The sequence below is a fragment of the Paenarthrobacter sp. NPDC089988 genome, from assembly GCF_044748465.1.
Taxonomy (GTDB): Bacteria; Actinomycetota; Actinomycetes; order Actinomycetales; family Micrococcaceae; genus Arthrobacter.
Window position 1 is genome coordinate 351,250 of the sequence record NZ_JBIVGD010000002.1, and the last position, 26,420, is coordinate 377,669.

Consider the following 26,420-nt stretch of genomic DNA (forward strand, 5'->3'; position numbering starts at 1 on the left):
AACTATGAAGGCACGCATTCTGGTAGTAGACGACGACGAAGCGCTCGCAGAAATGATTGGCATCGTCCTGCGCAATGACGGCTTCGAGCCCGTGTTCTGCGCAGACGGCGGCCAAGCCCTCGACGTCTTCCGTTCGTCCAAGCCGGACCTCGTCCTCCTCGACCTCATGCTTCCCGGTTCGGACGGAATCGAAGTGTGCCGCCAGATCCGGGGCGAGTCGGATGTTCCCATCGTGATGCTCACCGCGAAGTCTGACACGTCGGATGTCGTCCGTGGTTTGGAATCGGGCGCAGACGACTACGTGCCGAAACCCTTCAAGCCCGCTGAGCTCGTTGCCCGCGTCCGTGCCCGACTTCGTCCGGGAGAACAGAAGGCGCCGGAGACCTTGCGCATCGCCGACGTCACGATTGACGTGGCGGGCCACCTGGTAACCCGTGGCGGGGAGCGGATATCGCTGACCCCCCTTGAATTCGACCTTTTGGTGGCCCTGGCCCGTAAACCGTGGCAGGTCTTCACCCGGGAGTTGCTCCTCGAACAGGTATGGGGATACAGGCACGCTGCCGACACCCGCTTGGTGAACGTCCATGTCCAGCGTTTGCGTTCCAAGATTGAGCGTGATCCGGAAGCGCCCGAGGTTGTCTTGACGGTGCGTGGTGTCGGATATAAAGCAGGTTCCTGACTCACCCGCCGGCGACGCCGAAACGGCCGGGGCCAAGCGCGGACCCTCAGCCCCGGAAACCACCGGGGCACCTTTGGCGAGCCCTGGGGAAACGCCTGAACAACCAACGGGCCCCGGCTCCCGCCGCAGCCACGGAACCGTGAAATGGTTGGCCACCAGGGCCAGGATCTGGACGCGGCGTGGACTCATCCTGGTGCTTCGGGTGTCCCGTCTCGTGGCGATCGGCATACGCCAGATCCGGCCGGGCCTCCGGTTCCTGTGGCGGTCGCTGTTGCGGCGGTGGCGGCGGTCCCTTGAGTTCAGGACAGTGCTTACCACGCTCTTGCTCGCCATCACGTCCTTCGCGATCGTTGGTGCTTACCTCTCCAACCAGATCGCAAACAACCTCTTCCAAGAGCGCCTGGCCCAGGCGGAATCGGAATCGCGCTACAACGTCAAACAGGTCCAGGACACGTTCGACGGCGCGCAGGTCACCGACCAGTCCAGCGTCATCACCTTGGTTTACGACACCCTTACGGCAGTCGAGGGCCGGGGATCCGTTATTCAACGGCGCTATGTTTTCGAAGCAGTTCCTGAACAAACCAAGCCACGCAACCGGTGGGTGGAGTCCCGGGCCTCCGACCAACTGACCGTGCGGGTCATTCCACCCGAACTGCGGAAAGCCGTCCAGGATGGCGGCAAGCAGCAGTTCTGGGCGTCGATGGAGTTCCCCGTAGGGAACGAGGACCGGCCGGGCATTGCCGTGGGAAACAAGGTCACGTTCAACGGGACCATGTATGAGCTCTATTTGATCTATGACCTCAACACCGCCCAGAAGACCCTGGACGAAATCCAGAACGTCCTCTGGGCCGGCGGTGCCGCGTTGGTCCTCATGATTGGTGCCATCGCCTGGTATGTGACGCGAAACGTCGTGAGCCCTGTCAGCCACGCTGCAGTAGTCTCCGAAAAATTGGCGGCAGGCCAACTCCAGGAGCGCATGGTGGTCAAGGGCGAGGACGAAGTGGCACGCCTTGGCGCCTCGTTCAACCACATGGCCGCAAGCCTGCAGGAGCAGATTACCCAGCTGGCCACGTTGTCCCAGATGCAGCAGAGATTTGTTTCCGACGTCTCCCACGAACTCCGGACGCCGCTGACCACCGTCCGGATGGCGGCAGAGGTCCTTTTCGATGCCCGCGAAGATTTCGACCCCATGAACAAGAGGTCGGCGGAACTGCTCTACAACCAGGTGGAGAGGTTCCAGTCCTTGCTGTCCGATTTGCTGGAGATTTCCCGCTTCGATGCGGGGGCGGCCATCCTGGACGCCGAGCCGCAGGACATTTTCCAAGTCCTGGGACATGTCATGGAGGGCGCTGCGCCGGTGGCAGCCGAGTATGGCTCCGACGTCCGCCTGAACGCCAGGGACAAGGCCATCGTCGTGGAAATGGATTCCCGCCGGATCGACCGTATTCTCCGCAACCTCCTGCTCAACGCTTTGGAACACGGTGAAGGCCGGCCGGTCCACATCTCGGTAGCCGCAAACCAGGATGCCGTCGCCGTGGCTGTCCGTGACCACGGAATCGGGATGAGCCAGGCCGAGGCCGCCCGCGTCTTCGACAGGTTCTGGCGGGCGGATCCCGCCCGTGCCCGAACCACGGGCGGCAGCGGCCTAGGGCTCTCGATCGCGGCGGAGGACACCAAACTCCACAACGGCTGGCTGCAGGCCTGGGGACGCAAGGGGGCCGGTTCCAACTTCCGGTTGACGCTTCCCCTGCGCCAAGGCGGAACCATCCTCAAATCGCCGCTCCAGTTGGAGCCGGCTGACGTAGACCTCCCGGACACCGGCATCGAGCACCAGGTGCTCGTCCTGGAACCTGGCCCAGGGACGGACAAATCCGGAACAATCGGTCACCCCGCCGGTTCCGAGCTGCCGCCCAGCACGACGGGAGGCAAGGAATGAGTGCCAAGCCCTTCCGGCGGGTAGCCATCGCGATGATGGCGGCCCTCGTGGTCCTCCTGGCGTCCTGCGCCCAGATTCCGCGGTCCGGACCCGTGGGAAAGAGCAAGGACGAGAGCGCCGGAAATTCGAACGCCCCGGTCTTCTTCCCGGCCGCGCCACGGGCCGGTGCCAGCCCGGAAGCCGTGATCGAGGACTTCTACATGGCCGGCAGCGGCTATGAAGACGACTACCCAGTGGCACGGCAGTACCTGACGCAGGCGCAGTCCGTGACCTGGAAGCCGGACAAGCGGGCCCTGGTCTTCCGTGAAGCGCAGGTGGTCAAAACCGCGGTCGAAAACGAATACGTCTACGAGCTCGACCTCGCCTACTCCGTGGATGCCGACGGCATCGCCACCCAGTACCCGGCGGGGACCAAGGAATCAATACCCGTCACTCTTGACCAGGTGGAGGGGGAGTGGCGCATCTCCAAGGTGCCCGATGGCACGGCCATCCCCGAGGAGACCTTCAAGGTGATCTACGGGGCGTACCCCATCTACTTCTATGACCCCACGTTTACCTATGCGGTTCCCGACTACCGTTGGTTCATCAAGAAGAAGACCGTCAAGTCGATGACCAGCGCCTTGCTGGCCGGGCCGGCACCCTACTTGCGCGGCGCCGTCGTGAGCGCCTTCCCGTCGGGAATCAAACTCGCGCGCGAGTCGGTTCCCGTGGTTTCCGGTGCAGCCCAGGTGGACTTGTCCGCCAAAGAGCTTTTCGATGCCTCGGCCGAAGACCGGCAGCGGATGCAGAACCAGCTGGCGCTGACGTTCAGGAGCCAGCCGGATGTCATAAACGTCCAGCTCCGCGCGGACCAGGATTTGGTACGCGTGGACGACGACGGTTCGGTCCTGCCGCCCGTGGTGGATAAGAGTGTTCCGGCCCGGCAAATCGCCGTCAACAACGGAGACCTGGTCCGCTACGAGAACAACAGGGTCTCTCCCCTTCCTGATATCCAATCGGTGGCGGGGCTGGGACCCCACTCGCCGGCGGAGTCGCCCGTTTCGCAAACGGCAGCCTTCCTCAATGGAGACCGGACAACCCTCTACTCGGTCGAACCAGGCCAACCGGCACGTCAGCTGACAACACGGAGTACCCTCACCGGTCCATCGTTCAGCCCCCAGGATTGGGTGTGGACGTCGGGGCCCGGGGCCAACGGAGCCACCGAAATCGTGGCGTTCAAACCAACGGGGGTGGCGCCCGGGATGGCGATCCCCTCCACCACGATCACACCTGCATGGCTTTCCGGACGGACCGTCAAGGAGTTCAGGGTTTCGCGCGAGGGCGCCAGGGCGCTGATCATTTCGGTGGCCAACGGCAAGACGGCGGTCCAAGTCGCCGGCATCGTCCGGAACCCCGATGGGACGCCCAAGGACCTTACGGCTCCCGTTAGCCTCTTCACCAATTCGTCTCCGGACCAAGGGGCTTGGGTCAACGGGTCCACGGTGGTTGTGATGGCCGCTTCAGCGACGGGGACGGTTATGCCGGAATTGCTTTCGCTCGCTTCGGGGGATCCGCAGCAACTGGCGCCGTGGGACGGGCTCACCAGCCTGAGCGCCGGAAACGGTTCTGAGCAGATCTACGGCCAGTCGGCGGCCGGCGTCTTCCAACGCGTCGGCAACGGTTGGGAACTGCAGCTGAAGGGTCCCACCGAACCCGCATTCCCGGGCTAGGCGCTTGCTTTCCACATAGCGGCCGGGCGCCAGTGCCGGGCTTGTCCTGCACGGGCAAGCTTGGAGCATGTCTTCCCAACGCCTCCGCCCAAGGAACTCCGGCGATGACGTGGCCAAACGCCGGAAGGCAAGGGTGGATCCGGACCTTGAAGGAAGACTTCCCGCTATGGCGGCCAGGCGCGGTGTCCATGCCCGCCCGGTGGACCGGATGGTCGCGGCGATCCAACTGGGCCTCTGCGAGGTCCTGAACGTCCTGGTTCCAGTGGAATGCGTTTGTTGCGGGGTCGAAGACACCGTGCTGTGCGGCGTCTGCGCCAAGCGCATCCGGCTGCTGTGCAGGAACCCATTCCGAGCCGAGCAGGAATCGCCCTTCCTGGTGGAGCTCAACGGAACCGCGAAACTCGGCGTGGTTGCTGCGGGGCCCTACCGGGACGAGCTTGCCATGGCAATCCTGTCGTTCAAGCATGCTGGCCAGGGACGGATGGCCGCGGTCCTGGGACCTTGCCTGGGCAGGGCGGTCAAAGCTGCTGTCGGTCGGGAACAGGGCCTGATCCTGATTCCGGTACCGAGCAGCGGAAAAGCGTTCCGCAAACGTGGATTCAGTCCTGTCAGCGTCCTGCTGGCCGCGGTGCGGCGTCGACGCCTCCTGGAGGATTGCCCCACGTGGGACGCCCTGCGAAAGAAGGGCGTCTGTCCGCGTCCTGGACTCCAGTTCCATGACGCCACGTTGTTCTTTGCCAAGGCCATGGATGTGGTTGTTGGTCAGGCCGGGCGGCAAGGCACCGGTGGGCAGAAAGGACTCGGACGTGGTGAACGGGCACGGCGGGTGGCCGGCTCCATGGTTGTGAAGCCGGGATTCCGGTCCAAAGTCCACGGGCGGAAGTGCATCATTGTTGACGATGTCCTGACAACCGGGGCCACCTTGGCTGAAGCAAACAGGGCCTTGCAGGCGGCAGGGGCGACAGTTTGCGGTGCCATTGTCCTGGCGGCCACGAGGCCACCAGCCTACGCCTCTTTCGATGCTGGGGACGAGCCTTCCGCAGTCAGGAAGACGCAAACAAAAAATAAGTGGCCAAAGGATGAATAACTCGTGCCGATGAACTAACGTCGATTATGGGTACCAAGAACAGATGTACCTGTCGATAGCGGCTCGGAAAGGGGCTCGACTGTCCGTCAGACCGGCCCCAAACAGAGTCGTTGTCGTGTCACCTGAGTTATTTGGAGGGCACCATGGAGTTCATGATCAGCGGACGAAACCTGACCGTTTCCGATCGCTTTCGCGAATACGCCGGCGAGAAAATCTCAAAGATTGAGTCGCTTGGGGATAAAGTCCAGCGGGTAGACGCCAAGGTTTCCAAGGAAACCAACCCGCGCCAGATACCTGGCCAGCTCACCGTTGAAGTGACCGTCCTGGGCCGCGGCCCCGTTATCCGCGCAGAGGCCACAGCCGCTGACAAATTTGCTGCCTTCGATCTCGCCTACAACAAACTCCTTGAGCGGCTGCGTCGTGCCAAGGACAGGAAGAAGGTGCACCACGGGCGGCACACGCCCAAGGCAGTTCGGGAAGCAACGGCATCCCTGGAGCCCGCCAGCGCCACTGAGCCGATCTACGCCGAAGCAGGCAACCACCAGGCTCCCGTATCGCAGGCCGATGAATCGTCGCCGTACGACATCGAGAACGACATTCCGGCTGGAGACTCACCGGTCCTTATCCGGAGGAAGGTCTTCCCCGCAGCGTCACTGACTCTCGACGACGCCGTGGACAACATGGAACTCGTGGGACACAACTTCTACCTGTTCCTGGATAAGGAAACCAACGCACCATCCGTGGTTTACCGGCGAAGCGGCTGGACCTATGGTGTGATTACCCTTGACTCAACGTGCGAACCCGGCGAGGACGCTGTTGAGGAAAAGATCCACGCTTACCGTTCCGATGATCAGGCGGCCACAGCCAAGTAGGGCACAGCCGCCCCTATGAAAGGACTTCAATGACCGCTTCGCTGAGCCTGTCCCAGGCACGGCGGATGGCATTGGCAGCCCAGGGATTAGCAAAAGCCCGGCCCACCGGACCTGTCACAAGACGGGTGGTGGGCCGGACTTTTGCCCAACTGCAATTGGTCCAAATCGACTCGGTCAATGTCTTGGCGAGGAGCCACTACCTGCCTTTCTTCTCCAGGCTGGGCAGCTATGACCCCGCAATCCTGCAAGCCATGGCAGGGCGGCCACCCCGAAAGATGATGGAGTATTGGGCGCACGAGGCCAGTTTCATCAGGCCGGAGCACTTCCAGGACCTGCTGCTGTGGCAGAAACGCGTCTGGGTGGGAGCGCACCGCATGGACCCGGCCATCCGCGCGGACATGGAAGCACGGATCATGGCCGCACTGGCAGGAAACCGGGCAATGACAGCCGCTGAGTTGACGGCCACCCTGGGACATGACGAGGACCCGGGACGGGATAACTGGGGTTGGAACTGGAACGTCGTCAAACGGGTGCTTGAACACCTGTTTGAGGAAGGGCGCGTCTCGGCGGCCTCCAGGACCACGCAATTCGAACGGCGCTACACGCTGACGTCAAGGGTCTACCCCGGGGACCCCGCCCCGTCCACGGACCTGGAAGAATCCATGGACCGGTTGATCGAGGCCGCAGCCCGTGCCCACGGAATCGGGACAGTGCGGTGTTTCGCGGACTACTTCCGGACGCCGGTGAAAGCCGGTGCGGCGTCAGTCCAGCGGCTGGTCGAGGCTGGACGCTTGGAGAAAGTATCGGTGCAGGGCTGGGCCCGGGATACCTACAGGCATGTCGAAGCGAGGGTCCCGCGCAAGGCCGAGGGCCGTGCTTTGCTGAGTCCTTTCGACTCCCTGGTTTTTGAGCGACGCCGCCTCGAGGAACTGTTCGGGTTCCATTACCGCATTGAGATCTACACTCCGGCAGCCAAACGACGCTTCGGCTACTACGTCCTGCCGTTCCTGCTTCGTGAAGAAATGGTTGCCAGGGTGGACCTTAAAGCCGACAGGGCAACCGGACGCCTCTTGGTCCGTTCGGCGTTCGGCGAGCCGGGCGCACCGGCGGACACCGCCGTCGAGCTTTCTGCCGAACTCAACCTCATGGCCGAATGGCTGGGACTGCAGGACATTGTGGTGGAGCCCGTTGGCGACCTTGCTGCCGGGCTCGCCGAGGCCGTGTCCGCAAGGCCTTCCCGGCTGGTCTCCGCAGACAATCCGCTGACAGGGAAAACCGACAACGTGGCCTTGGTCTCTCCCGTAGACTGAAACAGCCAGAATTCGGCAGCATGAGACTGGGAGCAATTTCACGTGGCATCACTAATCGAAAAACTTCTCCGCACGGGTGATAAAAAAACCCTGAAGCAACTGCGGAACTATGCCGATTCCATCAATGCCCTTGAAGAGTCCTTCAAGACGTTCTCCGATGCCGAACTCCGCGAGGAAACAGATCGCCTGCGCTCCAGGCATGAAGACGGCGAGGCCCTGAACGACCTCCTCCCAGAGGCGTTCGCCGCCGTCCGCGAGGCGTCGTCGCGCACCCTGGGAATGCGGCACTTCGATGTCCAGCTCATGGGTGGTGCCGCGTTGCACCTGGGCAACATCGCCGAGATGAAAACCGGTGAGGGTAAAACGCTCGTGGCCACCGCGCCGGCCTACCTGAACGCACTTACCGGTAAAGGTGTGCACGTTGTCACCGTGAACGACTACCTCGCGGAATACCAGTCCGAACTCATGGGACGCGTCTACCGCTTCCTGGGGCTCACCAGCGGCTGCATCCTGGCCAACCAGGACCCCGCTGTTCGCCGCGAGCAGTACGCCGCGGACATCACGTACGGTACCAACAACGAATTCGGCTTCGACTACCTGCGCGACAACATGGCGTGGGACGCAAGTGAACTCGTCCAGCGTGGCCACAACTTCGCAATCGTGGATGAAGTTGACTCGATCCTGATCGACGAGGCCCGTACACCGCTGATCATCTCCGGTCCGGCCCAAGGGGACACCAACCGCTGGTACAGCGAGTTCGCCAAGGTGGTCCTGCGCCTCCAGCCCGAGGTGGACTACGAGGTGGACGAAAAGAAGCGCACCGTTGGTGTCCTGGAAGCCGGCATCGAGAAGGTGGAAGATTACCTGGGCATCCAGAATCTCTACGAGTCCGCAAACACTCCGCTGATTGGGTTCCTCAACAACGCCATCAAGGCAAAGGAACTCTTCAAGCGGGACAAGGACTATGTCATCCTCGACGGCGAGGTCCTGATCGTGGACGAACACACAGGCCGCATCCTGGCCGGACGCCGCTACAACGAGGGCATGCACCAGGCCATAGAGGCCAAGGAAAACGTTGAGATCAAGGCCGAAAACCAGACGTTGGCCACGGTCACGCTGCAGAACTACTTCCGAATGTACTCGAAGCTTTCCGGCATGACCGGTACGGCCGAGACGGAGGCGGCAGAGTTCATGAGCACCTACAAGCTGGGTGTGGTGCCCATTCCCACCAACCGTGACATGCAGCGCATTGACCAGTCGGACCTCGTTTACAAGAACGAGATCGTCAAGTTCGACGCCGTCGTCAAGGACATCGCGGAGCGGCATGAAAACGGCCAGCCGGTCCTGGTAGGTACCACCAGCGTCGAAAAGAGTGAATACCTCTCCAAGCTCCTGGCCAAGGAGGGCATCCGCCACGAGGTCCTCAACGCGAAAAACCACGCCCGGGAAGCTTCCATTGTGGCTCAAGCCGGCCGCAAGGGTGCCGTCACCGTGGCAACCAACATGGCCGGCCGCGGCACGGACATCATGCTGGGCGGCAACGCGGAATTCACCGCCATCGCCGAACTGGCCAAACGTGGCCTCGATCCGGAGGAAAACTCGGAAGCCTACGAGGCCGCCTGGCCTGAGGCGCTGTCTGCGGCCAAGCAGGCTGTCAAGGACGAACACGAAGAAGTCCTGGACCTTGGGGGCCTGTACGTCCTGGGTACGGAACGCCACGAGTCCCGGCGCATCGACAACCAGCTGCGTGGACGATCCGGCCGCCAAGGCGACCCCGGCGAGTCCCGCTTCTATCTCTCCCTGACGGATGACCTCATGCGGTTGTTCAACTCCGGAGCCGCAGAGAGGCTGATGAACAGTTCGGTTCCCGACGACGTCGCGTTGGAGTCCAAACTGGTGTCCCGTGCCATTGCGTCGGCCCAGGGCCAAGTGGAAGCCCGCAATGCTGAACAGCGCAAGAACGTCCTCAAATACGACGATGTCCTGAACCGCCAGCGTGAGGCAATCTACGGGGACCGCCGCAGGATCCTTGAAGGTGACGACCTCCACGAGAAGGTTCAGTACTTCCTGGAAGACACCATCAATTCCCTCATCGACGCTGCTACAGCAGAGGGAACGGGCGACGATTGGGACTTCAACCAGCTGTGGTCCAACCTGAAGACGCTGTACCCGGCAACGGTCACTGCGCAGGAGATCATTGACGAGGCCGGTGGCAAGTCAAAGGTCACACCTGAGTTCCTTCGTGAAGAGATCCTTTCCGACGCACGTCTGGTCTACCAGGGACGCGAAGAAGCCATTGGCGCCGAGAGCATGCGCGAGCTGGAACGTCGCGTGGTGCTTTCCGTCTTGGGCCGTAAATGGCAAGAACACCTCTACGAGATGGATTACCTCAAGGAGGGCATCGGCTTGAGGGCGATGGCGCAGCGTGATCCGTTGGTGGAGTACCAGCGTGAGGGCTTCACCATGTTCCAAGCCATGATGGAAGCCATCCGCGAGGAGAGCATTGGGTTCCTGTACAACCTGGAGGTGGAAGTTACCCCGGCCGAAGACGTTGTGGTGGCGGACGACACCGTTGCAGGCGCCCACACGGAACACCACGATCCGCAGATCCGCGCGGCTGGATTGCAGGCGCCCGAACGCCCCGCGCAGCTGCAGTACACTGCTCCCGGTGAAGACGGGGCTACCCAGACGCGCATTGAAGCCAGGTCCTCCGGGCGTTCTGGAAATCCTGCCAAGGCAGCTGCCCAGGAGCAGCGAAAGCCTGCCAGGAAGAAGCGCCGGTAGCTGTTCACCAGCTTTGCGTGAAAGCAGGAGGCCCGTAGCCGTCCACGTTGGATGGTCACGGGCCTTCCTTTTTGTCGTTCGCGCGTGTCTCAGCCGATCTCCAGCGCCGTTACCTGCCACGCGCCGGCGGAGAGCTCCAGCCGCATGGCTATGGCCCGGCACCGGAGGTCCTCTGCAACCACGATTGTGGCCTCGTGGATCTCGTCCGAGATGCGGCAAACACGGACGGAACGGACCATTGGACTGAGGTGAATCCGTTGCGGGGCTCGTGACCGGACCACGAAGTCCCTTGTCAGGCCAGCCCTGTGCTGGAGTGCAAGATAGCAGTCGGCATCCAGGAATCGTGCGAGTTGTTGCACGGGCCGGGTGCCGGCCAGGACTTCGACCGCTGCTTGTGCGATGCTGCGTGCCACCAAGCGGACATCGACCTTCGCCGTACCGGCGCCCTGCGTGGCGGTTGTTCGTGTCGGTGTCAGGACATCCGTGGGACGGCGAGCCGTGGTTGCAGTCATGGTCAATCCTCAGGAGTAGGCATTCAGAGCCCGGCGTGGGGATTGCCTGGCTCAAGTGGCTTCTTCTGGGATTGACTTTGGATGCGTGAACGGTGTCCCTGAGCGGACAGTCTTCAGCTGATGATGATGGTTCAGTCCATCGGTGGTGGCCGCAGCACTTGGCCCGGACGGAGGACCGCGGGATCATCGCCGATGGTGGACCGGTTGGCTGCGTACCAGCGCGGCCATTCCCTTGCGACGTCCACGTCAGTGGCCAGCGGGCCGGAGCGGCGGGCCGCAATGGACCAGAGGGTATCGCCGTCCTTAACGATGATGCCGGCCTTCCTGGGAGTGCCCGAGGCGTTGTCCCGGGAAGCCGAGCGGCTCAGTAGCCCGGGTTCGACAATTGGCGGATTTGGCATCCACTGCGGGGCGGGGTGACCTTCGGAACGTTGCCATTCGGCCGCTCCGTGGGCTGTTGTCCGTGAGGGGCCGGGCTGCCAGCCGGGTTCCGGCGGTGTGGCGGAGTGGGCTGCTGCCGCGCCCAGCAGGTTGACGCTCAGCAAAGCAGACGTCAGGCGCAGCATGAACCCCGGGCTGTACTTCGCTACGATCCTGGCCCTGGATCTCCGACCCGACTTTTGCAATGCGGCGGCCAGGAAAGCGAGCACGAAGGACAAGAGCCACCAGGCCACAGTGACCAGTCCGATGATGTTGGCCGTGAGGCCAAGAAGCTGCTCAACATTGAGGGCTTGCCCTCCGCCGGCAAGGCCCCGGTCCGTCAGGAGCCGCCCCGCAAGTACCAAGAGGACGCCCAGGCCGAGAACTGTCCCGGCGACAGCAACGTCGTTCCGTTGTGGAGCTTTATCCCGGCCCATTCCGTCCCTGTCCGTATCAAGCGTTTGATGTTGTTTGATGTGTTTAGACCATTTTTGACATGCTTAGCTAGGTTTGTCCAATCGTTATCTCAGGCCAGGGACGTCGCCTTGGTGCAGGCCTGGTGTAGAGCCTACTCTGGGCAGATGAGATGGGACTCTCTATTTGAGGACTTGGAAGCACAATTTTCCGCGGAACGCACGCGGGTGCAGGAAGCCGAAATCTCGGAACGTGCCCGCGTCGAAGTGGCGCAGATTGCCATCGGAGACCGGCTGCGGGGTGCCATTGGCCACGAATTGGTGCTGGTACTTTTCGGTGGCGAGCGCATCGCGGGAGTCCTCGGACATGTGGGCAAGGACTGGTTGATTATGTCCCAGGGCACCCGGCAATGGCTGGTGCCTTGGTGGTCCGTCAGCTTTCTCGAAGGTTTGGGTCGGTTGGCCCGCAAGCCGTCACCGGGTGTCGGAGGAAGCCTGGGTATGGCCAGTGCCCTCAGGGGCTTGGCCAGGAACCGGGCCGAGGTCGCTGTGCACGTAGCTTCGGCGGGGCGGGCCAGCCGTGTCTTTGAGGGTGTCATCGACAGGGTGGGGGCGGACCATCTTGATGTAGCCGTGACCAGGGGCGAGGCGCGGCGGGCAGGGGCTGTGGTCTCGGTGGTCACCGTGCCCTTTGCAGCTTTGGCGGCGGTCTGTTCCCTGGGTGGACAAGACTACTAGGGCTGCCTGCCGGCCGTCAGGCAGCCCCGCGCCATGAATGGCTAAGCACTTTTGGTCTTGGACCTTTCGATCATCCGGCTGGCTTCGGCGTATCGCTCCTCGATGTATTGCTCGAGCATCTTCTCTTCGATGCGCCACTGGCCGCGGCCTCCCACTTGGATGGCCTTCAATTCTCCGCTGCGCACCAGCGCATACGCCTGGGGTGAGTTGATCTGCAATTGTTCGGCGACGTCCGCCAGAGTCAAGAAACGGGGCATGGGTATATTTTGCCACCGGTTGGCCAATTTGGTGCAGTTATCCACAGTTTCGGGCACTTTGCACCCATTGGCTTTGGCGCTCCCGATCGGTCCGGCAAGAATGGATGGGCCCGACGACATCCTGCATGAGCTGACTGGGGAGCGCCACGAATGGACCAAAACAACACGAGTTCCGGCGGAAGGCTGAAGAAGCCATCGTGGAAGGATCCGCGCCTCCTCATTGGAATCCTGCTGGTTCTCGTATCAGTATCGGGCGTCATTGCGGTTGTCGGTTCGGCGGACAAGACCACGCCGATGTTTTCCGCCCGGGAACCAATCGCCGTGGGCCAGCAGGTCACCCGCGATGACCTCAAGGTAGTCAATGTGCGCCTGGACGAGGTGGAACCGGAGTACATGGCTGCGGCGGATGGATTGACGGAAGGCAAGGTAGCGCTTCAGCGGGTAGAGAAAGACCAACTCGTCCCGCGCCGGAGCCTTGGGCAGTCGGAGTCCCTCAACCGTAAGCCGGTAGCCATTTCCGTAGAGGACCCGCTGCCTGTCCAGGTGGTCGCCGGGGCCCGGGTGGACGTCTGGGTGGCGATGCCGGGTTCCAAACGGGCCTACGACCAGCCAACCCTGTTGCTGCCTGGGGCCGAGATATCGCAGGTAACGCCGGGCTCTACTACTTTGGGCGGTTCAAAGGCCACCGTTGTCCTGGTGCTCGTGACAGACCAGCAGATGCCGGCTTTGTTGGGGGCGCAAGCCAACGCCGCCAAGGTGTCGGTGGTGTGGAACCCCTCGGGCGCAGGCCGATGAGTATTGCCGTTGTCACTTTCGGTCAGGCGACCGAAGCCCTGGTGGGCGGACTTGAACGCCTGCACGGACCTGTCACGGTTGTCAGGCGCTGTTCCGAATTGGCTGAGCTCATGGCGGCCTGCCAGAGCGGGCTGGCCCAGGCAGCCGTGGTGTCGGAAGGCTCGGGTGATCTGAGTGCTTCCCTGGTGGCCCGGATGGATATTGTCGGGGTTTCCATTGTTGCGCTGACTGACGATCCGGCAGAGGCTGCACGCCTGCAATCCTTTGGCGTCACTCCGGTGGACGTGGGTATCGGGCCAAGCGAGTTGGCCGGGAAGATATCCGAAGCCGTGGAGATGCACCGGGATCGGGACTGGCAGAAGTCCGCCATGGATGCCGGATTCGCCGAACTGTCTGTCCGCTCGTCCGATCCGGTGGAGCCGGCCGTTCCGGATGACACTCCGGAGCCTGGTCGCGTTATCGCGGTGTGGGGGCCTGCGGGAGCGCCAGGGCGTACCACGGTCGCCGTCAACATCGCTGCCGAACTTGCTGCGGCAGGAGACGCCGTGATCTTGATTGATGCCGACACCTACGGAGCGAGCGCGGCAGCAATGCTTGGCCTCCTCGACGAATCAGCCGGGCTTGCCCAGGCCTGTCGTTTGGCGGACCAAGGAATCCTGGATATGAACGCCTTCGATCGCGCTGCCACGCATGTCCACACCGCGGCCGGGAGCTTCCGGATCCTCAGCGGCATTACCCGCTCGGATCGCTGGACGGAACTGAGGGTCCCGGCCTTGTCCGTGGTTCTTGAGCGGGCAAGGCACGCGGCAGGCGTGGTGGTGGTGGACGTGGGGTTCTGTCTGGAATCCGACGAGGAATTGAGCTTTGACACGATGGCTCCACGCAGGAATGGAGCGACCCTCCGGTGCCTGGAATTGGCCGACGAGGTGATAGCTGTTGGTGCGGCCGACGCTGTTGGCGTCCCCAGGCTGGTCCGTGGCCTCGCCGATCTGGAGGTGGCCGCTCCGCACCTCTCGCCGAGGATTGTCCTGAACAAGGTTCGGCAGGCGTCGGTGGGGAGGTCACCCCGACGTCAATTGGCTGAGGCGTGGCAGCGCTTTGGGCCGCTGCAGGGCATTGAGGCATACCTCCCGGCCGACTTTCCGGCTTGTGATGCTGCCATGCTCTCCGGGACCGTCCTGCTGGAGTCTGCTCCCGGTTCTTCCCTGCGATCGGCCATCGCTGGACTGGTCTGTGCATCCAACCAGCAAAATGCAAAATCCGCTGGACGATCTGCCAGAGCCATACACCTGCTTAAGCGCTAGGCTCACCATGTGGGCTGCAGAGTCGCAGCAATCGACAGGTAATGGAGGCGTTTGTAGATGTCGTCAGGGTCCAGCGTGGAGGATCGGTCCGATGCAGCAGTTGTCCGGGAAGGGTTCTTCGGTGACTACTACGAGCACCTTGCCGAAGATGACTCCCGGGGTTATTCCCCCGAACTGCTGATTGCCCGGGCCAACAAGCACAAGAAGATCGGGGAGTCCCGTCGGCCCGGCAGCCCGATTGTCGAAGTGGACAGCGAAGCCGACCGAAGTGTCGTTTACATCGTGACCGACGACATGCCTTTCCTTGTGGACTCGGTCAACGCCGAACTGGTACGCCAGAACTGCGCCATCCGCCTGGTGATGCACCCCCTTTTCGTGGTGACGCGCGACCGCGTGTCCGGAGCTTTGAGCAAGGTCTCACGCGTTCCGTCCAACATTGGTATCTCCAGTGGTGACACGGCCGCCCTGCCCAGCGTTGCCCACCTGCTTGGCGACGGCGACAACGCTTCCCACATGGAGTCGTGGATTGCAGTAGAAATTGACCGTGTCAGCGACGATGCCCGCGGTGAGCTGATTGCCGGGCTGGTGAGGGTCCTGGGAGACGTCAGGGCCGCCGTCGAGGACTGGCCCAAGATGCGGAGCAAGGCCCGTGAGTTGGCTGAAGCGTTGGGGACTGTCTCCCATCCGGAACAAATCGCGGAACTGCGGCAGGCGCAGGACCTGCTGCGGTGGTTGGACAATGGGAACTTTACCTTCCTCGGTTACCGGGAGTATGACCTCATTGATGACAATGGCGAGGATGTCCTGGAACTTCGCGAAGACAGCGGCCTCGGCCTGCTCCGCACGGGTGACAACACCCGTCAAATCCAGCACCTGACGGATGCCGGCCGTAAACGGGCACGCGAAAAGCGCGCCCTGGTCATTACCAAAGCGAACTCGCGGTCAACCGTTCATCGCCCGGCCTACCTTGATTACATCGGCGTCAAGAGCTTCGATGCCGCGGGCAACGTGAACGGCGAACGCCGGTTCATTGGTTTGTTCGCCACAAGTGCCTACACCGGATCGGTCCGAAGCATCCCGATTGTCCGGGACAAGGTGGACGCAGTGCTTCGCAATGCCGGATTCCCCACCGATTCGCACTCGGGCAAGGACCTCCTGGGCATCTTGGAAACGTATCCACGCGACGAGTTGTTCCAAATTGAGATCCCCGACCTTGCGGCGACAGCCACGGGAATCCAGAGGCTTCAGGAAAGGCGCCGGACCAAGCTCTTCCTCCGGCCCGACATCTATGGACGGTTCATGTCCGCAGTCGTTTATTTGCCGCGTGACAGGTACACCACCAGCGTTCGGCTCAGGATCGAGCAGGAGCTTCGGGAGACCTTCCACGCGGAAAGCATCGACTACGAGGCCAGGATTACGGAATCAGCGCTCGCCCGCGTGTTCTTCCGCATCCGGCTGCCCCGTACCGCCGAACTCGCCGACGTCAACGTCCAGGAGCTTGAGCACAGGCTGATGCGTGCGTCCCGTTCCTGGAGCGAGGGCATTGCCGAGGTCCTCCGGGAAAACCGTCCCGGCGACGATGCTGAGGTGTTGTCTACGTTGTGGGCCGAGGCGTTCCCGGCGGGTTACCGCGTGGACTACGAAGTGGAAGACGCTCTTGAGGACATTGAGCGTTTCGAAAACTATGGGGCCCAGGCCGAACGCGCAGGCGGGGCTGACGCCCGGATCCGTCCGGGCGTGCACGTCTACCTCCCGGAGGGGGCAGGGGAGTCCCTCGAGGAAGACGCCCGGGTAAAGCTCTACCTCATGGAGCCCAAGAGCCTGAGCCAGATCCTTCCCTACTTCCACAACCTTGGCCTGGAAGTCCTGGACGAGCGTCCCTTTGAGATCGAAACCGCCGACCACCGCGACTTCTTCCTTTACGACCTCGGCCTGAAGTACCCCTCGGGGATCGATCCGCTTGCAACCGGCGACCTCCTTGCCGACTCCTTCGGTGCTGCCGTGACGGGCTCGGTCGAATCGGACAACTTTGACCGCCTGGTGCTGCGCGAAGGCATGCACTGGCGGCAGGTGACGGTGCTGCGTGCCTACGCCAAGTACATGCGGCAGATGGGCAACACCAACTCGTTTGGGTTCATCGCCGACACGCTCTTGGCCAATCCGGACGTCGCCCGCGGGTTGATGGTGTTGTTCGCAGCCCGGTTTGACCCGGCTGTGGAAGACGGGCAGCGCCCCGCCCGCCAGGCCGCCGCCCGCTTGGCGCTCGCCCAGGCAATCGAGGAAGTCGCCACGCTTGACGCCGACCGTGTGCTGCGCACTTTCGTCAACCTGATTGAATCGACGCTGCGGACCAACTACTTCCAGGACAAGGGATACCTGAGCTTCAAGCTCGATCCCACCACCATCGATGGGCTGCCCTTCCCGCGTCCGATGTACGAGATCTGGGTCTACTCGCCCCGCGTCGAGGGCGTCCACCTTCGTTTTGGCAAGGTGGCCCGCGGCGGCCTGCGGTGGTCCGACCGCCGGGAAGACTTCCGTACGGAAATCCTGGGCCTCGTCAAGGCGCAGACCGTCAAGAACGCAGTGATCGTCCCGACAGGAGCGAAGGGCGGGTTCTTCGCCAAGAAACTGCCGAACCCGGCCGTCGACCGTGCGGCTTGGATGGCGGAGGGCATCGAAAGCTACAAGACCTTCATCCGTGGGCTGCTGGACATTACAGACAACCTCGTGACTTCCTCCGACGGCGAGCGGCTCGTCCCGCCGTCGGACGTTGTCCGTCACGACGGCGACGATTCCTATCTGGTGGTCGCCGCGGACAAGGGCACGGCTACGTTCTCCGACACAGCCAACGGGCTGGCCGCCGAGTACGGCTTCTGGCTCGGTGACGCTTTTGCGTCCGGCGGCTCGGTGGGCTACGACCATAAGGCCATGGGCATCACAGCCCGCGGCGCGTGGGAATCCGTCAAGCGACACTTCAGTGAACTTGACCTCGATACCCAGACGGAAGAGTTCACGGTGGTAGGCGTCGGCGACATGTCAGGCGATGTCTTCGGCAATGGCATGCTGTTGTCGCGCCACATCCGGCTCGTGGCTGCCTTCGACCACCGGCACATCTTCCTCGACCCTGCCCCTGATGCAGCCTCCTCGTTTACTGAGAGGCAGCGCTTGTTCGAGCTGCCGCGCTCGTCATGGGATGACTACGACCGTTCGCTCATCAGCGAGGGCGGCGGTGTGTACGCGCGCCAGGCGAAGACCATCCCGGTCTCCGAGCAGGTCCGCCAGACGCTGGGACTGCCCGATGGCACCACCCAACTCAGCCCGCCGGAGTTGCTCCGGGCGATCCTCCTGGCGCCGGCAGATCTGCTGTACAACGGCGGGATCGGCACCTACGTCAAGGCCAGCACCGAAACCAATGCTGTGGTGGGAGACAAGGCCAACGACTCCATCCGCGTGGACGGCAAGGACCTGCGGGTCAAGGTTGTCGGCGAAGGCGGAAACCTGGGCTTGACCCAGCGCGGACGCATCGAAGCTGCCTTGCAGGGCGTCATCCTCAACACGGACGCGATAGACAACTCGGCCGGAGTGGACTGCTCGGACCACGAAGTCAACATCAAGATCTTCGTGGACCGCATGGTTTCGGCCGGCAAGTTGGACGCGTCCGAACGGGCTGCGTTCCTGGCCGACATGACTGACGAAGTGGGCCGCCTGGTCCTACAGGACAACATCGACCAGAACATCCTGTTGCTCAACGACCGGACCCGTGTTGCCGAATGGAGCCCCAGCTATGAGCGGCTCATGGACTGGCTCGAGAAGTCGGCCGACCTTAAGCGCGACCTTGAGGCACTGCCGTCCACCGAGACGCTGCGGCAGCGGCTCGAACAAGGCCAGGGACTGACGTCGCCGGAACTGTCCGTCCTGGCGGCCTACGCCAAGATCGAACTCGGAGCGGCGCTCCGCGACAGCAACCTCGCGGATGATCCTTGGTTCAGGGACACCATCCGCTCGTACTTCCCCAAGCAGCTTCGCGACAAATTCGACGCCGAACTGGACACCCATCCGCTGCGTCGGGAAATCATCGCCACTGTGGTGGCGAACGACATCATCAACCTGGGCGGCATTACCTTTGCCTTCCGGGCCATCGAGGAGACCTCGGCAAACGAGGTGGCAGTTGCCAAGGCGTTCGTGGCCTTGCGCGAGATCTACGACCTCGACTCGATGATTGACGAACTGAACGCCCTCCCGGCCTCGTTCCCCACAGAGCACTGGAGCGAAGTCCACCTGGACATCCGGCGCCTCCTGGACCGTGCCGTCCGTTGGGTACTGGGCCAGAGCATCGCTTCGCAACCGATCGCCGAGGTGGTGGATTCCTTCAAACCGATGATGGCGCCGTTGCGCGGCCGATTGCTGGATTACCTGCGCGGTGAGGACAAGGAACGCATTTCCGGCTGGCTGGACAAGGCCCGTGGCTGGGATCTTCCGGATCACCTGGCGCACAGGTGGGCGGAACTCTTCGAAAGCTACGCGCTCCTGGACATCGCCCGGATCGCGCAGGTCCGCAGCACCAGCGTCGAGGACGTGGCACAGGTCTACTACACCGTGTTCAACCGGTTCCACGCCGACTCGCTGCTGGAACGCATCAGCGCCTTGCCCCGTGACGACCGGTGGCAGGCGTTGGCCCGCGCTGCCTTGCGTGACGACCTGTACTCCACCGTGGCGGATATGACGACGTCGGTCCTTGAGTCGAGTGACGCAGGAACCGCCGCCGAGGATCGCCTCAAGGCGTGGGAAGGACAGAACGCCGAGCAACTCGGACGCGCGAAGACCATGTTCGACGAGGTGAATGCCCTCGAAGCCGACGACATGGCCTCACTGTCGGTAGCATTAAGGCTCTTGAGGTCAATCGTCCGACGCTAGCAAGGTGCCCGCGTCGTAACTGGAGGTGCAGTGGCAATCTTTACGGACCCCATCAGGGAACATGCTGATTTCGGGCCGGGAGATGCTGAATGGCTGCACCTCCTGGTCGGCGACTGGCAAATGGTCGCCGACTTGGCGTTCGCGGACCTCGCATTGTGGTTTCCGCATCCCGAGCTCGGCTACATAGCCCTCGCCCACGTCCGTCCGTCGACATCCCACACGGTGTTCCATGCGGACTTCGTTGGCGAGGGCATCCGCTCTGACCTGCGTCCCTTGGTGGATAAGGCTTGGAACAGCCGCTCAATCGAGCGCTCCAGCGAGACAAGCTGGAGCAGCGAAATGGCCCTGCGCGTTGAGGCCGTTCCGATGGTCCGCAACGGCAGGACCCTCGCTGTGGTGACCTCGCACATGGATTTGTCGAGTTCCCGCATGCCGTCGAGGCTCGAACTGACGTATCGCCAATGTGCGTACGACCTCCTCCGCATGGGAACCCTCGGTCTCTGGCCGGACTTCGCGTCGCCCACGGGTTCCCGCCGTGGCGCCCCGCGCGTGGGTGACGGCTTGATTCGGCTCGACGCCGATGGCGTGGTGCAGTACGCGAGCCCCAATGGAGTTTCCGCTTTCCGCCGGCTTGGCGAAGTGGAATCGCTTGAGGGCAGGTCACTGGCCGAGGTCACGGCCGGGCTGCTCAAGGACCGCCGGATGGTCGACGAGACGTTGCCCTTGGTGGTCACCGGACGCATGCCCTGGCGCAGCGAAATTGAGTCCCGCGGCGTCAGCCTTTCGTTGAGGGCCATTCCCTTGCGGGATGAACAGCATCGCTTTGGCGCCTTGGTCCTGTGCCGTGACGTTTCGGAACTGCGGCGGCGGGAAATGGAGTTGGTGACCAAGGACGCCACGATCCGCGAAATCCATCACCGGGTGAAGAACAACCTCCAGACGGTGGCTGCCCTCCTCCGGATGCAATCCCGGCGCATGGTCAGCGACGAGGCAAAACAGGGGTTGGAGCAGGCGATGCGCCGCGTGGCGACCATTGCGCTGGTTCACGAGACGCTGTCCCAGGGGTTGACGCAGAGTGTGGACTTCGACGAGCTTATTGGCCGCCAGTTCAGGCTCTCGGCGGAGGTCGCGTCACCATCGCAACACGTCCGCACCGAAAGGTCCGGGATGTTCGGTGAGCTGCCCAGCGACTTTGCCACACCCCTGGCCCTGGTGATCAACGAGTTGGTGACAAACGCCGTCGAACATGGCTTGGAAGGGAGGACGGGGACTGTTTGGCTCTTGGCCGACCGCACGGCGGGCGATGGAAACGACGAGTTCCTGACCGTAACCATCGCCGACGATGGTGTGGGACTTCCGGATGGACAGTACGCCGAAGGCCTGGGTCTCCAGATCGTGCGGACGCTCGTGACAAGCGAACTAGGGGGCACCATCCAATGGAGCCCGCGTGATGGTGGGGGTACCGCCGTCGAGATTGTCCTCAACCTGGCCCGCGGCTAAGCCGGTGCCGTTGCCTTAATGCGAAAGACCGCGGACCAGATTGGTCCGCGGTCTTCGTCTTGTTTGTTCGGTGCCTAGGAAGCGCGGCGTGCGCGGGCTGCGCGGCGCTTGAGTGCGCGGCGCTCGTCTTCGCTCATGCCGCCCCAAACGCCGGCGTCCTGTCCGGACTCGAGGGCCCACTGCAAGCAGGTGTCCACGACGGGGCAGCGGCGGCAAACACTCTTGGCTTCTTCTATCTGGAGAAGTGCAGGCCCCGTGTTTCCGACTGGGAAGAAGAGTTCCGGGTCCTTGTCGAGGCAGGCTGCGCGATTACGCCAATCCATGCTGATCAGTCACTCCATTCGTGTGAGAACTAGGTGAGCGGCTCTTGTGAAAACATTCACGAGAGGCTCCAAAGGAAAGGGGCCCGCATGGGCCCCCTTGGTCGTCTGAGTCAAGCGTTTCATGTTAACGCCTTGTAAACAAGGGGTATTGGTCGTTGAAATGCCCGGAACCCGTGAGCGATGCATCACATCAGCTGCCAGCGCCCTCACTGCTCAATGACTATCTCGGGTAGTGTGCCAGTGTGTCAAGACCTCCCGCCAACCCTGCCCAGCCATCCTCAGACCACGATGGAAACGACGATTCGACCCGCCCTCCGGCCACGGCGAAATCCGCTGGCTCTGAACCGAACCGGGGCGGCCGGCCCACAGGCATCGTGGTCATCTCCATAGTCGTGGTGCTTGAGGCACTGGCCCTCTTGGGAGCTGCGGCCTGGTATGCCTTTGAACTGCTGAGCGGTGCGCCGGTCCTTACCTTCTGGGGGGCTGTCTTCACGTTGGGGCTGCTGCTGGCTTTCTCTGCCTGGCTGTTCGCGGTGGGACACTTCCTCTTCCGCGGGTACAGATGGACCCGGGCGGCTGCACTGGTTGCGCAGTTGTTCGTCCTGACTATTGGATTCCCGACGATGTCCGGCGGGTTGGTCCTTCCCGGCCTGGCGATGATTGTTCCGGCGCTTGCCGCGCTGGTGTTCCTGTTCCAGCGTCCAGTGATTTCCTACGCGTCACGGACCGGCGGTTCGCAGGGCGCTGTTTAGCCCTGCCGGGTCTGGTCGAAGACTGCTTGGAAGGGCAGCAGTTCCTTCCCGCTGATCCGCAGTCCGCGACCGGGGATTGCCTGACCTTCCACCGGCAAACGGAGGCCGAGGATCTCGGCGTCCAGGGGAGACCCCGGCGCCAGAACAATCCCCATACGGTTGGCTTGCACGTCATCAATGAGGGGCAACCTTCGGTGCAAAGCCGGGCTTGTGGTTGCGGTCATGATGATGCCGCGCGTCTTTCCCACGAGGCTGGCCAGTGCCTGGCGTGCCTCCGGATCCAGGGTGTCCGCGTCGTCAACCAGCAAAAGGCAGTCCGGATCGCCGCTTCCGGACAGGAAGCCCGCGGCCTCCTTGGCCCAGAATGGTCCGGGTTGTTCGCCTGGCCCGGGGCGGATCCATTTAGCGCGCGGGTTGAGGGCCTGAAGGGTGTTAAGGATGGACGTCTTTCCTGAACCGGGAGTGCCGAGCACAAGGCTCATGCCCTTTGGCTTGAGTGGCAATGCCACCGGAACTGCCTCGTCTCCGCCCAGTCCGATCCAGAGGTTTCGCGGATCACGGGAAGCAGCGCTGGGAACCTTGAGCTCAAACAGCTCCCGATCGAGCCGGCGCGGAAGGGCCAGGACGCGGAACGGTGGTTCTGATGTGCTGGTCCCTCGTCGAAATGGCACTGTGGGTCCCGTCGGGGCATCGCGGAATTGGGCCGTGGAGGGTTCACCATGGGCGATGGTACCGAAAACCACGGCCCTTCCCGGGACCGGCTGTGTCTCAGGAAGCCGAGGCCAATGAAACCGTGATTCGTCTGTTGATGCGGTGGGAAAGAAAGCACGGCTTGGAATTGCGGCAAAGAAGCGGGAGCCGACCAGTTCGCGCTCGCCACAGACCAACACGGTGACTCCGAGCGCTGTGCCATCCCTGACGATATCGCGGAAAAGATCCTCCGCCCCGGCCCACTGGCTGGCCCTGAACGCGGCTTGCCACGCGCACCAGCCCGCCACAACAAGGACCAAGGGTGAATGTTGCCTCCCTGGATGTGTGGAAGTGCGTCGTTCGGCCATCTCTTGGGATAACCGCTCCAGGACCCGAACTGCCAACGGCAGTTCGTGAAGCCCTGCGGTGGCACCACACAGGCGTGACTCTCCGGCAGGCCCGAGCATGCCAACGGCGTCGAGGATGTACAGGTGGGGACTGGCCGGGTGGGCCTCAAGGGCGGCAGTTACTGCCAGAAAGCTCTGAGGCATGCCGCTGGCTCCGCTGCCGATCATGGCCAGATGCCCATCGGACTGCGGTGCCCACTGGAGGATCTGAACCGACTGGCGTTCAGGCCTGTCCAACAGGCCGAGAACGACCAGCAGCCCGGAGTCCTGGGGCAACGATGCGTCACCCTGGCTCTCTGGACTGGGCGGTGCAGCAAATGCAGACAAATCGGCATCCCATGGAATGTCGGACGGGAGCGGAACGTGTATGGGACGGCGCGGGGTACGCCCGCCATGAGCGTGCCATGCCGTCCCGACGGCGGACACCACCGTGGCAAGGCCGGTGTGTGCCTCGTGACCAGGTCCATCAGGACGTGCCGCGGGTGGGTTTCCCGTGTTCAGGGCGTTGAGGGCAGACTTCACCAATGAGGCGTCGCCGGCCATACCGGGGGAGTCCCCGCCGCATGAATCCAGGCAGGCTGATTGGAATTCCTCAGGGGGCCCGGACGCCCGGGCCAGGAAGGCACGGCCGGGGAAACGCACGGGGATGGTCGCCGCGACGTTGGAGTTGATGATGTCCATGGACTCGCCGGCAGACTGGACGCGAAGGGCGATGCTGGACGTTACATTTGCACGGATATCGGAGGTCAAAGCTCCTTGGGGTCTCTGTGTGGCCATCACCAGGTGGATACCCAACGACCGGCCGATCGTGGCAATACGCATCAGTTCACTCAGTGCTGCAGGGGCCTCGTCCACCAACATCCTGAATTCGTCGACAATGAGCATCAGGTGGGGGATGGGCAAAGCGTCCGCGTGCTGCGAGCGCAGATACCCGGCAAGATCCGCAGCTCCGGCCGCGGACAGGCGTTCCTCGCGGTATCTGATTTCGGCCCTCAGGGAAGCCAACGCCCGCTCAAGCTCATAACTGGCGAGGTCCGTGAAGATGCCGACGCAGTGGGGCAGCGACGACAATGGCCCCAGCCCTGAGCCGCCTTTGAAGTCGATGAAAACAAAGACGACGTGCTCCGGAGTGTATTTGAGCGCCAATGAGGCTACGAGTGTCCGCAGCAATTCCGACTTGCCGGAGCCCGTGGTTCCGGCGATCAACAGATGGGGTCCGTCCACGTGGAAGTCGAACGTCAGCGGACGGTTCGCGTCCCTGCCGAGGATTGCCTCCAGGTTCTTGCCCCCGCTCTCCGATGTCCAGCGCCGAATCACGCTCCGGGGCCTCATTGATGCCAGTTCTTCGAGTGAACACTGTGCCGGAATTGCGGGGTGGTGCCCGGTGGTTTCCCGAGGTTCCCTGCCCGCGAGATGCCGGCATGCGCGATCGAAAGTGAGTTCCGAAACCAAATCCGGAACGAACTGCAGCGCCGCTCCTCCGGCTCTGAGCCTGGCCGTCACTCCGGAGGCATCGAGTTGGACGACGTTGTCAGGTTCGTCGTGCGCCCCGCTGGCATGGATGATGAGCTGCCATGAGGCAGCTTTTGCTGCAGAGATGAGGTCCTCGTAGTCGTCGACCAACGGGAAGGGGTCCAGGATGATCAGTTTCCCGGCACGCCTGCCCTCAAACCGGCGGAGGGCGTCCAACGCCGAGGAATTGTCTGTGGCGAGAACAAATCCGTTCAGGAACCGGGCGGACAAGGGCAGCCGATGGGCTTTGCCGAGCAGGATCGCCGGGATGCCCGAGGCCAGGGGGAAGCTGGCCAACTGTACCACCAGGAAGCGGACCAGGCCGTCTACGTGTCGGCGTGGTCCAAGGAGGGTAATGCTTGGTAGTGACGGATCCAACGTCACGGGAGCGGCTTCAAGTGCGGGCGGACTGAAAGAGGGGTCCTGAGGTGCCACCCGGACGTTGGATACCACCATTCCCACCCCAAGCCGGAGCCAGACGGGGACCTCCAGGGTGCCCGGGTAAGGATCTTCCGGGCCGGTCTCCGTCGTTGAAGAGGATACGGCAACGTGTAAGGGACCAGCTTTCCGACCGGGCCCTTCGAGCACGTGACCAGCAGCGACGCTGATCTCCGCCGCAGATGGCGAGCACCGCCGTCGTCGCTCCGCGTCCTCGCGGACGGCCCGCTCCAGCGCTGTCCGGAATTCCTGGTGTCCCTTCCTGCCCGCGATAGCCGGAATCAAGAGACTGGCAGCGGAGATGGCCGTAAAGCCGAGGAACATCCACATTCCGGTTGCTGCTGCGAGCCCCACCCCAACAAACAGGGGGAGCAAGGCGCCGATGGCAGTCGCCCAACGGTTTCGCGGGGGAGTCTTTCGGCTGACATCGAGCGGTTCCTGCACAGATCTGCCGGCTTCGGGCGGTAGGCACGGGCTGCCTCCGGTCGACGCGTGGATCGAGAATTCCGAGTTGCCGCAGCGCACCTTCGACGACGAGGTTAAAGCCGAGCGGCGGGCACGCCTGCCGTCTACCTGAACTAAGCCGGACGTCTCCTTCAGACGCAGTGCCGTGGCAGAAACTTCCAAGAGGGCATGATCCCGCGACATACCAGGATCCGGGATCGAGACATCGCACCTTCCCCGGCCGATGGCGTAGCGTCCGCGCTCCAGGAAGAACACGGCACCGGCGTCGGGCCCCGAGTGCGTCAGCAGCATCAACGCAGAAGGCGGAGCCATATCCGGTTGGGCATCCGTCCCACGCTTGCTGACAGCGCCGTCCACCAATACAGCGCCGTCCACCAATACCGCGCCGTTCACCAACGGGGGCTTTCCCACTGTCAACGCCGCCACGTCCACTCCCGCAACGGAGAGCGCACCGGAGTGGCGCGCCACTGTCAGCAGTTTCTGCAGCCGGTCACCCGGGGTGCCGTCGGCGACATCGATGGAAAGCTCCTCAGGCTGCGATCGAAACGCCGCTGCAGGGCCGCGAACAAGAGTGCACTCAAGTGGCATCGGCTGTTCCTTTCG

General features: G+C 62.9%; 18 protein-coding genes. 13 read left to right on the forward strand and 5 right to left on the reverse strand.

Annotation, left to right across the window (positions count from 1 at the left end):
* The first annotated feature begins 4 nt into the window (after positions 1-4).
* The 7 genes from mtrA (at position 5) to secA (ending at position 10,377) form a co-directional block, all read left to right on the forward strand.
* Entirely contained in the window at positions 5-679 is a 675-nt protein-coding gene (mtrA, locus tag ACIPV6_RS04935) for an MtrAB system response regulator MtrA (RefSeq protein WP_347107889.1), read from the forward strand.
* A 139-nt stretch (positions 680-818) separates the two neighbouring features.
* On the forward strand, positions 819-2,615 hold the full coding sequence (mtrB, locus tag ACIPV6_RS04940; protein WP_400269865.1) for an MtrAB system histidine kinase MtrB: 1,797 nt from the start codon (positions 819-821) through the stop codon (positions 2,613-2,615).
* A complete protein-coding gene (locus ACIPV6_RS04945; protein WP_400269794.1) occupies positions 2,612-4,324 on the forward strand; it encodes an LpqB family beta-propeller domain-containing protein in 1,713 nt (570 codons plus the stop codon). Before mtrB ends, ACIPV6_RS04945 begins: the two co-directional genes overlap by 4 nt.
* A 67-nt stretch (positions 4,325-4,391) precedes the next feature.
* Positions 4,392-5,411, forward strand: coding sequence for a ComF family protein (locus ACIPV6_RS04950; RefSeq protein ID WP_400269795.1), 1,020 nt, complete (start codon positions 4,392-4,394; stop codon positions 5,409-5,411).
* Between the two features lie 143 nt (positions 5,412-5,554).
* Positions 5,555-6,283 (forward strand): ribosome hibernation-promoting factor, HPF/YfiA family, encoded by a 729-nt coding sequence (gene hpf / locus ACIPV6_RS04955; protein WP_400269796.1) that lies wholly within the window; start codon positions 5,555-5,557, stop codon positions 6,281-6,283.
* A 29-nt stretch (positions 6,284-6,312) separates the two neighbouring features.
* Positions 6,313-7,593, forward strand: a complete 1,281-nt coding sequence (locus ACIPV6_RS04960) for a winged helix-turn-helix domain-containing protein (protein ID WP_400269797.1) — start codon at positions 6,313-6,315, stop codon at positions 7,591-7,593.
* A gap of 42 nt (positions 7,594-7,635) precedes the next feature.
* Complete coding sequence (gene secA / locus ACIPV6_RS04965; RefSeq protein ID WP_400269798.1) at positions 7,636-10,377, forward strand: preprotein translocase subunit SecA; 2,742 nt, start codon at positions 7,636-7,638, stop codon at positions 10,375-10,377.
* Positions 10,378-10,466: 89 nt separating this feature from the next.
* Here secA and ACIPV6_RS04970 read toward each other — a convergent pair whose 3' ends face one another.
* Positions 10,467-10,889 carry an Rv3235 family protein gene (locus ACIPV6_RS04970; RefSeq protein WP_400269799.1) on the reverse strand — a complete coding sequence of 141 codons (423 nt, stop codon included), beginning with the start codon at positions 10,887-10,889 and terminating at the stop codon, positions 10,467-10,469.
* A gap of 131 nt (positions 10,890-11,020) precedes the next feature.
* Entirely contained in the window at positions 11,021-11,746 is a 726-nt protein-coding gene (locus ACIPV6_RS04975) for a LysM peptidoglycan-binding domain-containing protein (RefSeq protein WP_400269800.1), read from the reverse strand.
* 171 nt (positions 11,747-11,917) lie between these two features.
* Between ACIPV6_RS04975 and ACIPV6_RS04980 the strand changes: the two genes are divergently transcribed.
* The gene (locus tag ACIPV6_RS04980) at positions 11,918-12,460 is read left to right on the forward strand and encodes a hypothetical protein (protein ID WP_400269801.1); all 543 of its coding nucleotides are present in this window, start codon (positions 11,918-11,920) and stop codon (positions 12,458-12,460) included.
* 41 nt (positions 12,461-12,501) lie between these two features.
* On the opposite strand, the gene ACIPV6_RS04985 is transcribed toward ACIPV6_RS04980, so the two are convergent.
* Positions 12,502-12,717: a helix-turn-helix domain-containing protein gene (locus tag ACIPV6_RS04985; RefSeq protein ID WP_397322307.1), complete on the reverse strand. Its 216-nt coding sequence runs from the start codon at positions 12,715-12,717 to the stop codon at positions 12,502-12,504.
* Positions 12,718-12,867: 150 nt separating this feature from the next.
* On the opposite strand from ACIPV6_RS04985, the gene ACIPV6_RS04990 reads away from it, so the two are divergent.
* From ACIPV6_RS04990 to ACIPV6_RS05005, 4 genes are read left to right on the forward strand one after another with little or no spacing between them, the layout of a single operon-like run.
* Entirely contained in the window at positions 12,868-13,512 is a 645-nt protein-coding gene (locus ACIPV6_RS04990; protein WP_400269802.1) for an SAF domain-containing protein, read from the forward strand.
* Positions 13,509-14,816: a CpaE family protein gene (locus ACIPV6_RS04995; RefSeq protein WP_400269803.1), complete on the forward strand. Its 1,308-nt coding sequence runs from the start codon at positions 13,509-13,511 to the stop codon at positions 14,814-14,816. Before ACIPV6_RS04990 ends, ACIPV6_RS04995 begins: the two co-directional genes overlap by 4 nt.
* Before the next feature lie 57 nt (positions 14,817-14,873).
* Positions 14,874-19,730: an NAD-glutamate dehydrogenase gene (locus ACIPV6_RS05000; protein ID WP_400269804.1), complete on the forward strand. Its 4,857-nt coding sequence runs from the start codon at positions 14,874-14,876 to the stop codon at positions 19,728-19,730.
* 30 nt (positions 19,731-19,760) lie between these two features.
* Positions 19,761-21,230, forward strand: a complete 1,470-nt coding sequence (locus tag ACIPV6_RS05005; protein WP_400269805.1) for a sensor histidine kinase — start codon at positions 19,761-19,763, stop codon at positions 21,228-21,230.
* Between the two features lie 74 nt (positions 21,231-21,304).
* On the opposite strand, the gene ACIPV6_RS05010 is transcribed toward ACIPV6_RS05005, so the two are convergent.
* Positions 21,305-21,553, reverse strand: coding sequence for a WhiB family transcriptional regulator (locus tag ACIPV6_RS05010; RefSeq protein ID WP_003804966.1), 249 nt, complete (start codon positions 21,551-21,553; stop codon positions 21,305-21,307).
* Between the two features lie 242 nt (positions 21,554-21,795).
* On the opposite strand from ACIPV6_RS05010, the gene ACIPV6_RS05015 reads away from it, so the two are divergent.
* Positions 21,796-22,305 carry a hypothetical protein gene (locus tag ACIPV6_RS05015; protein ID WP_400269806.1) on the forward strand — a complete coding sequence of 170 codons (510 nt, stop codon included), beginning with the start codon at positions 21,796-21,798 and terminating at the stop codon, positions 22,303-22,305.
* Here ACIPV6_RS05015 and ACIPV6_RS05020 read toward each other — a convergent pair.
* Positions 22,302-26,405, reverse strand: a complete 4,104-nt coding sequence (locus ACIPV6_RS05020; protein ID WP_400269807.1) for an FtsK/SpoIIIE domain-containing protein — start codon at positions 26,403-26,405, stop codon at positions 22,302-22,304. The two genes, ACIPV6_RS05015 and ACIPV6_RS05020, sit on opposite strands and share 4 nt — an antisense overlap.
* Positions 26,406-26,420: the final 15 nt, after the last annotated feature.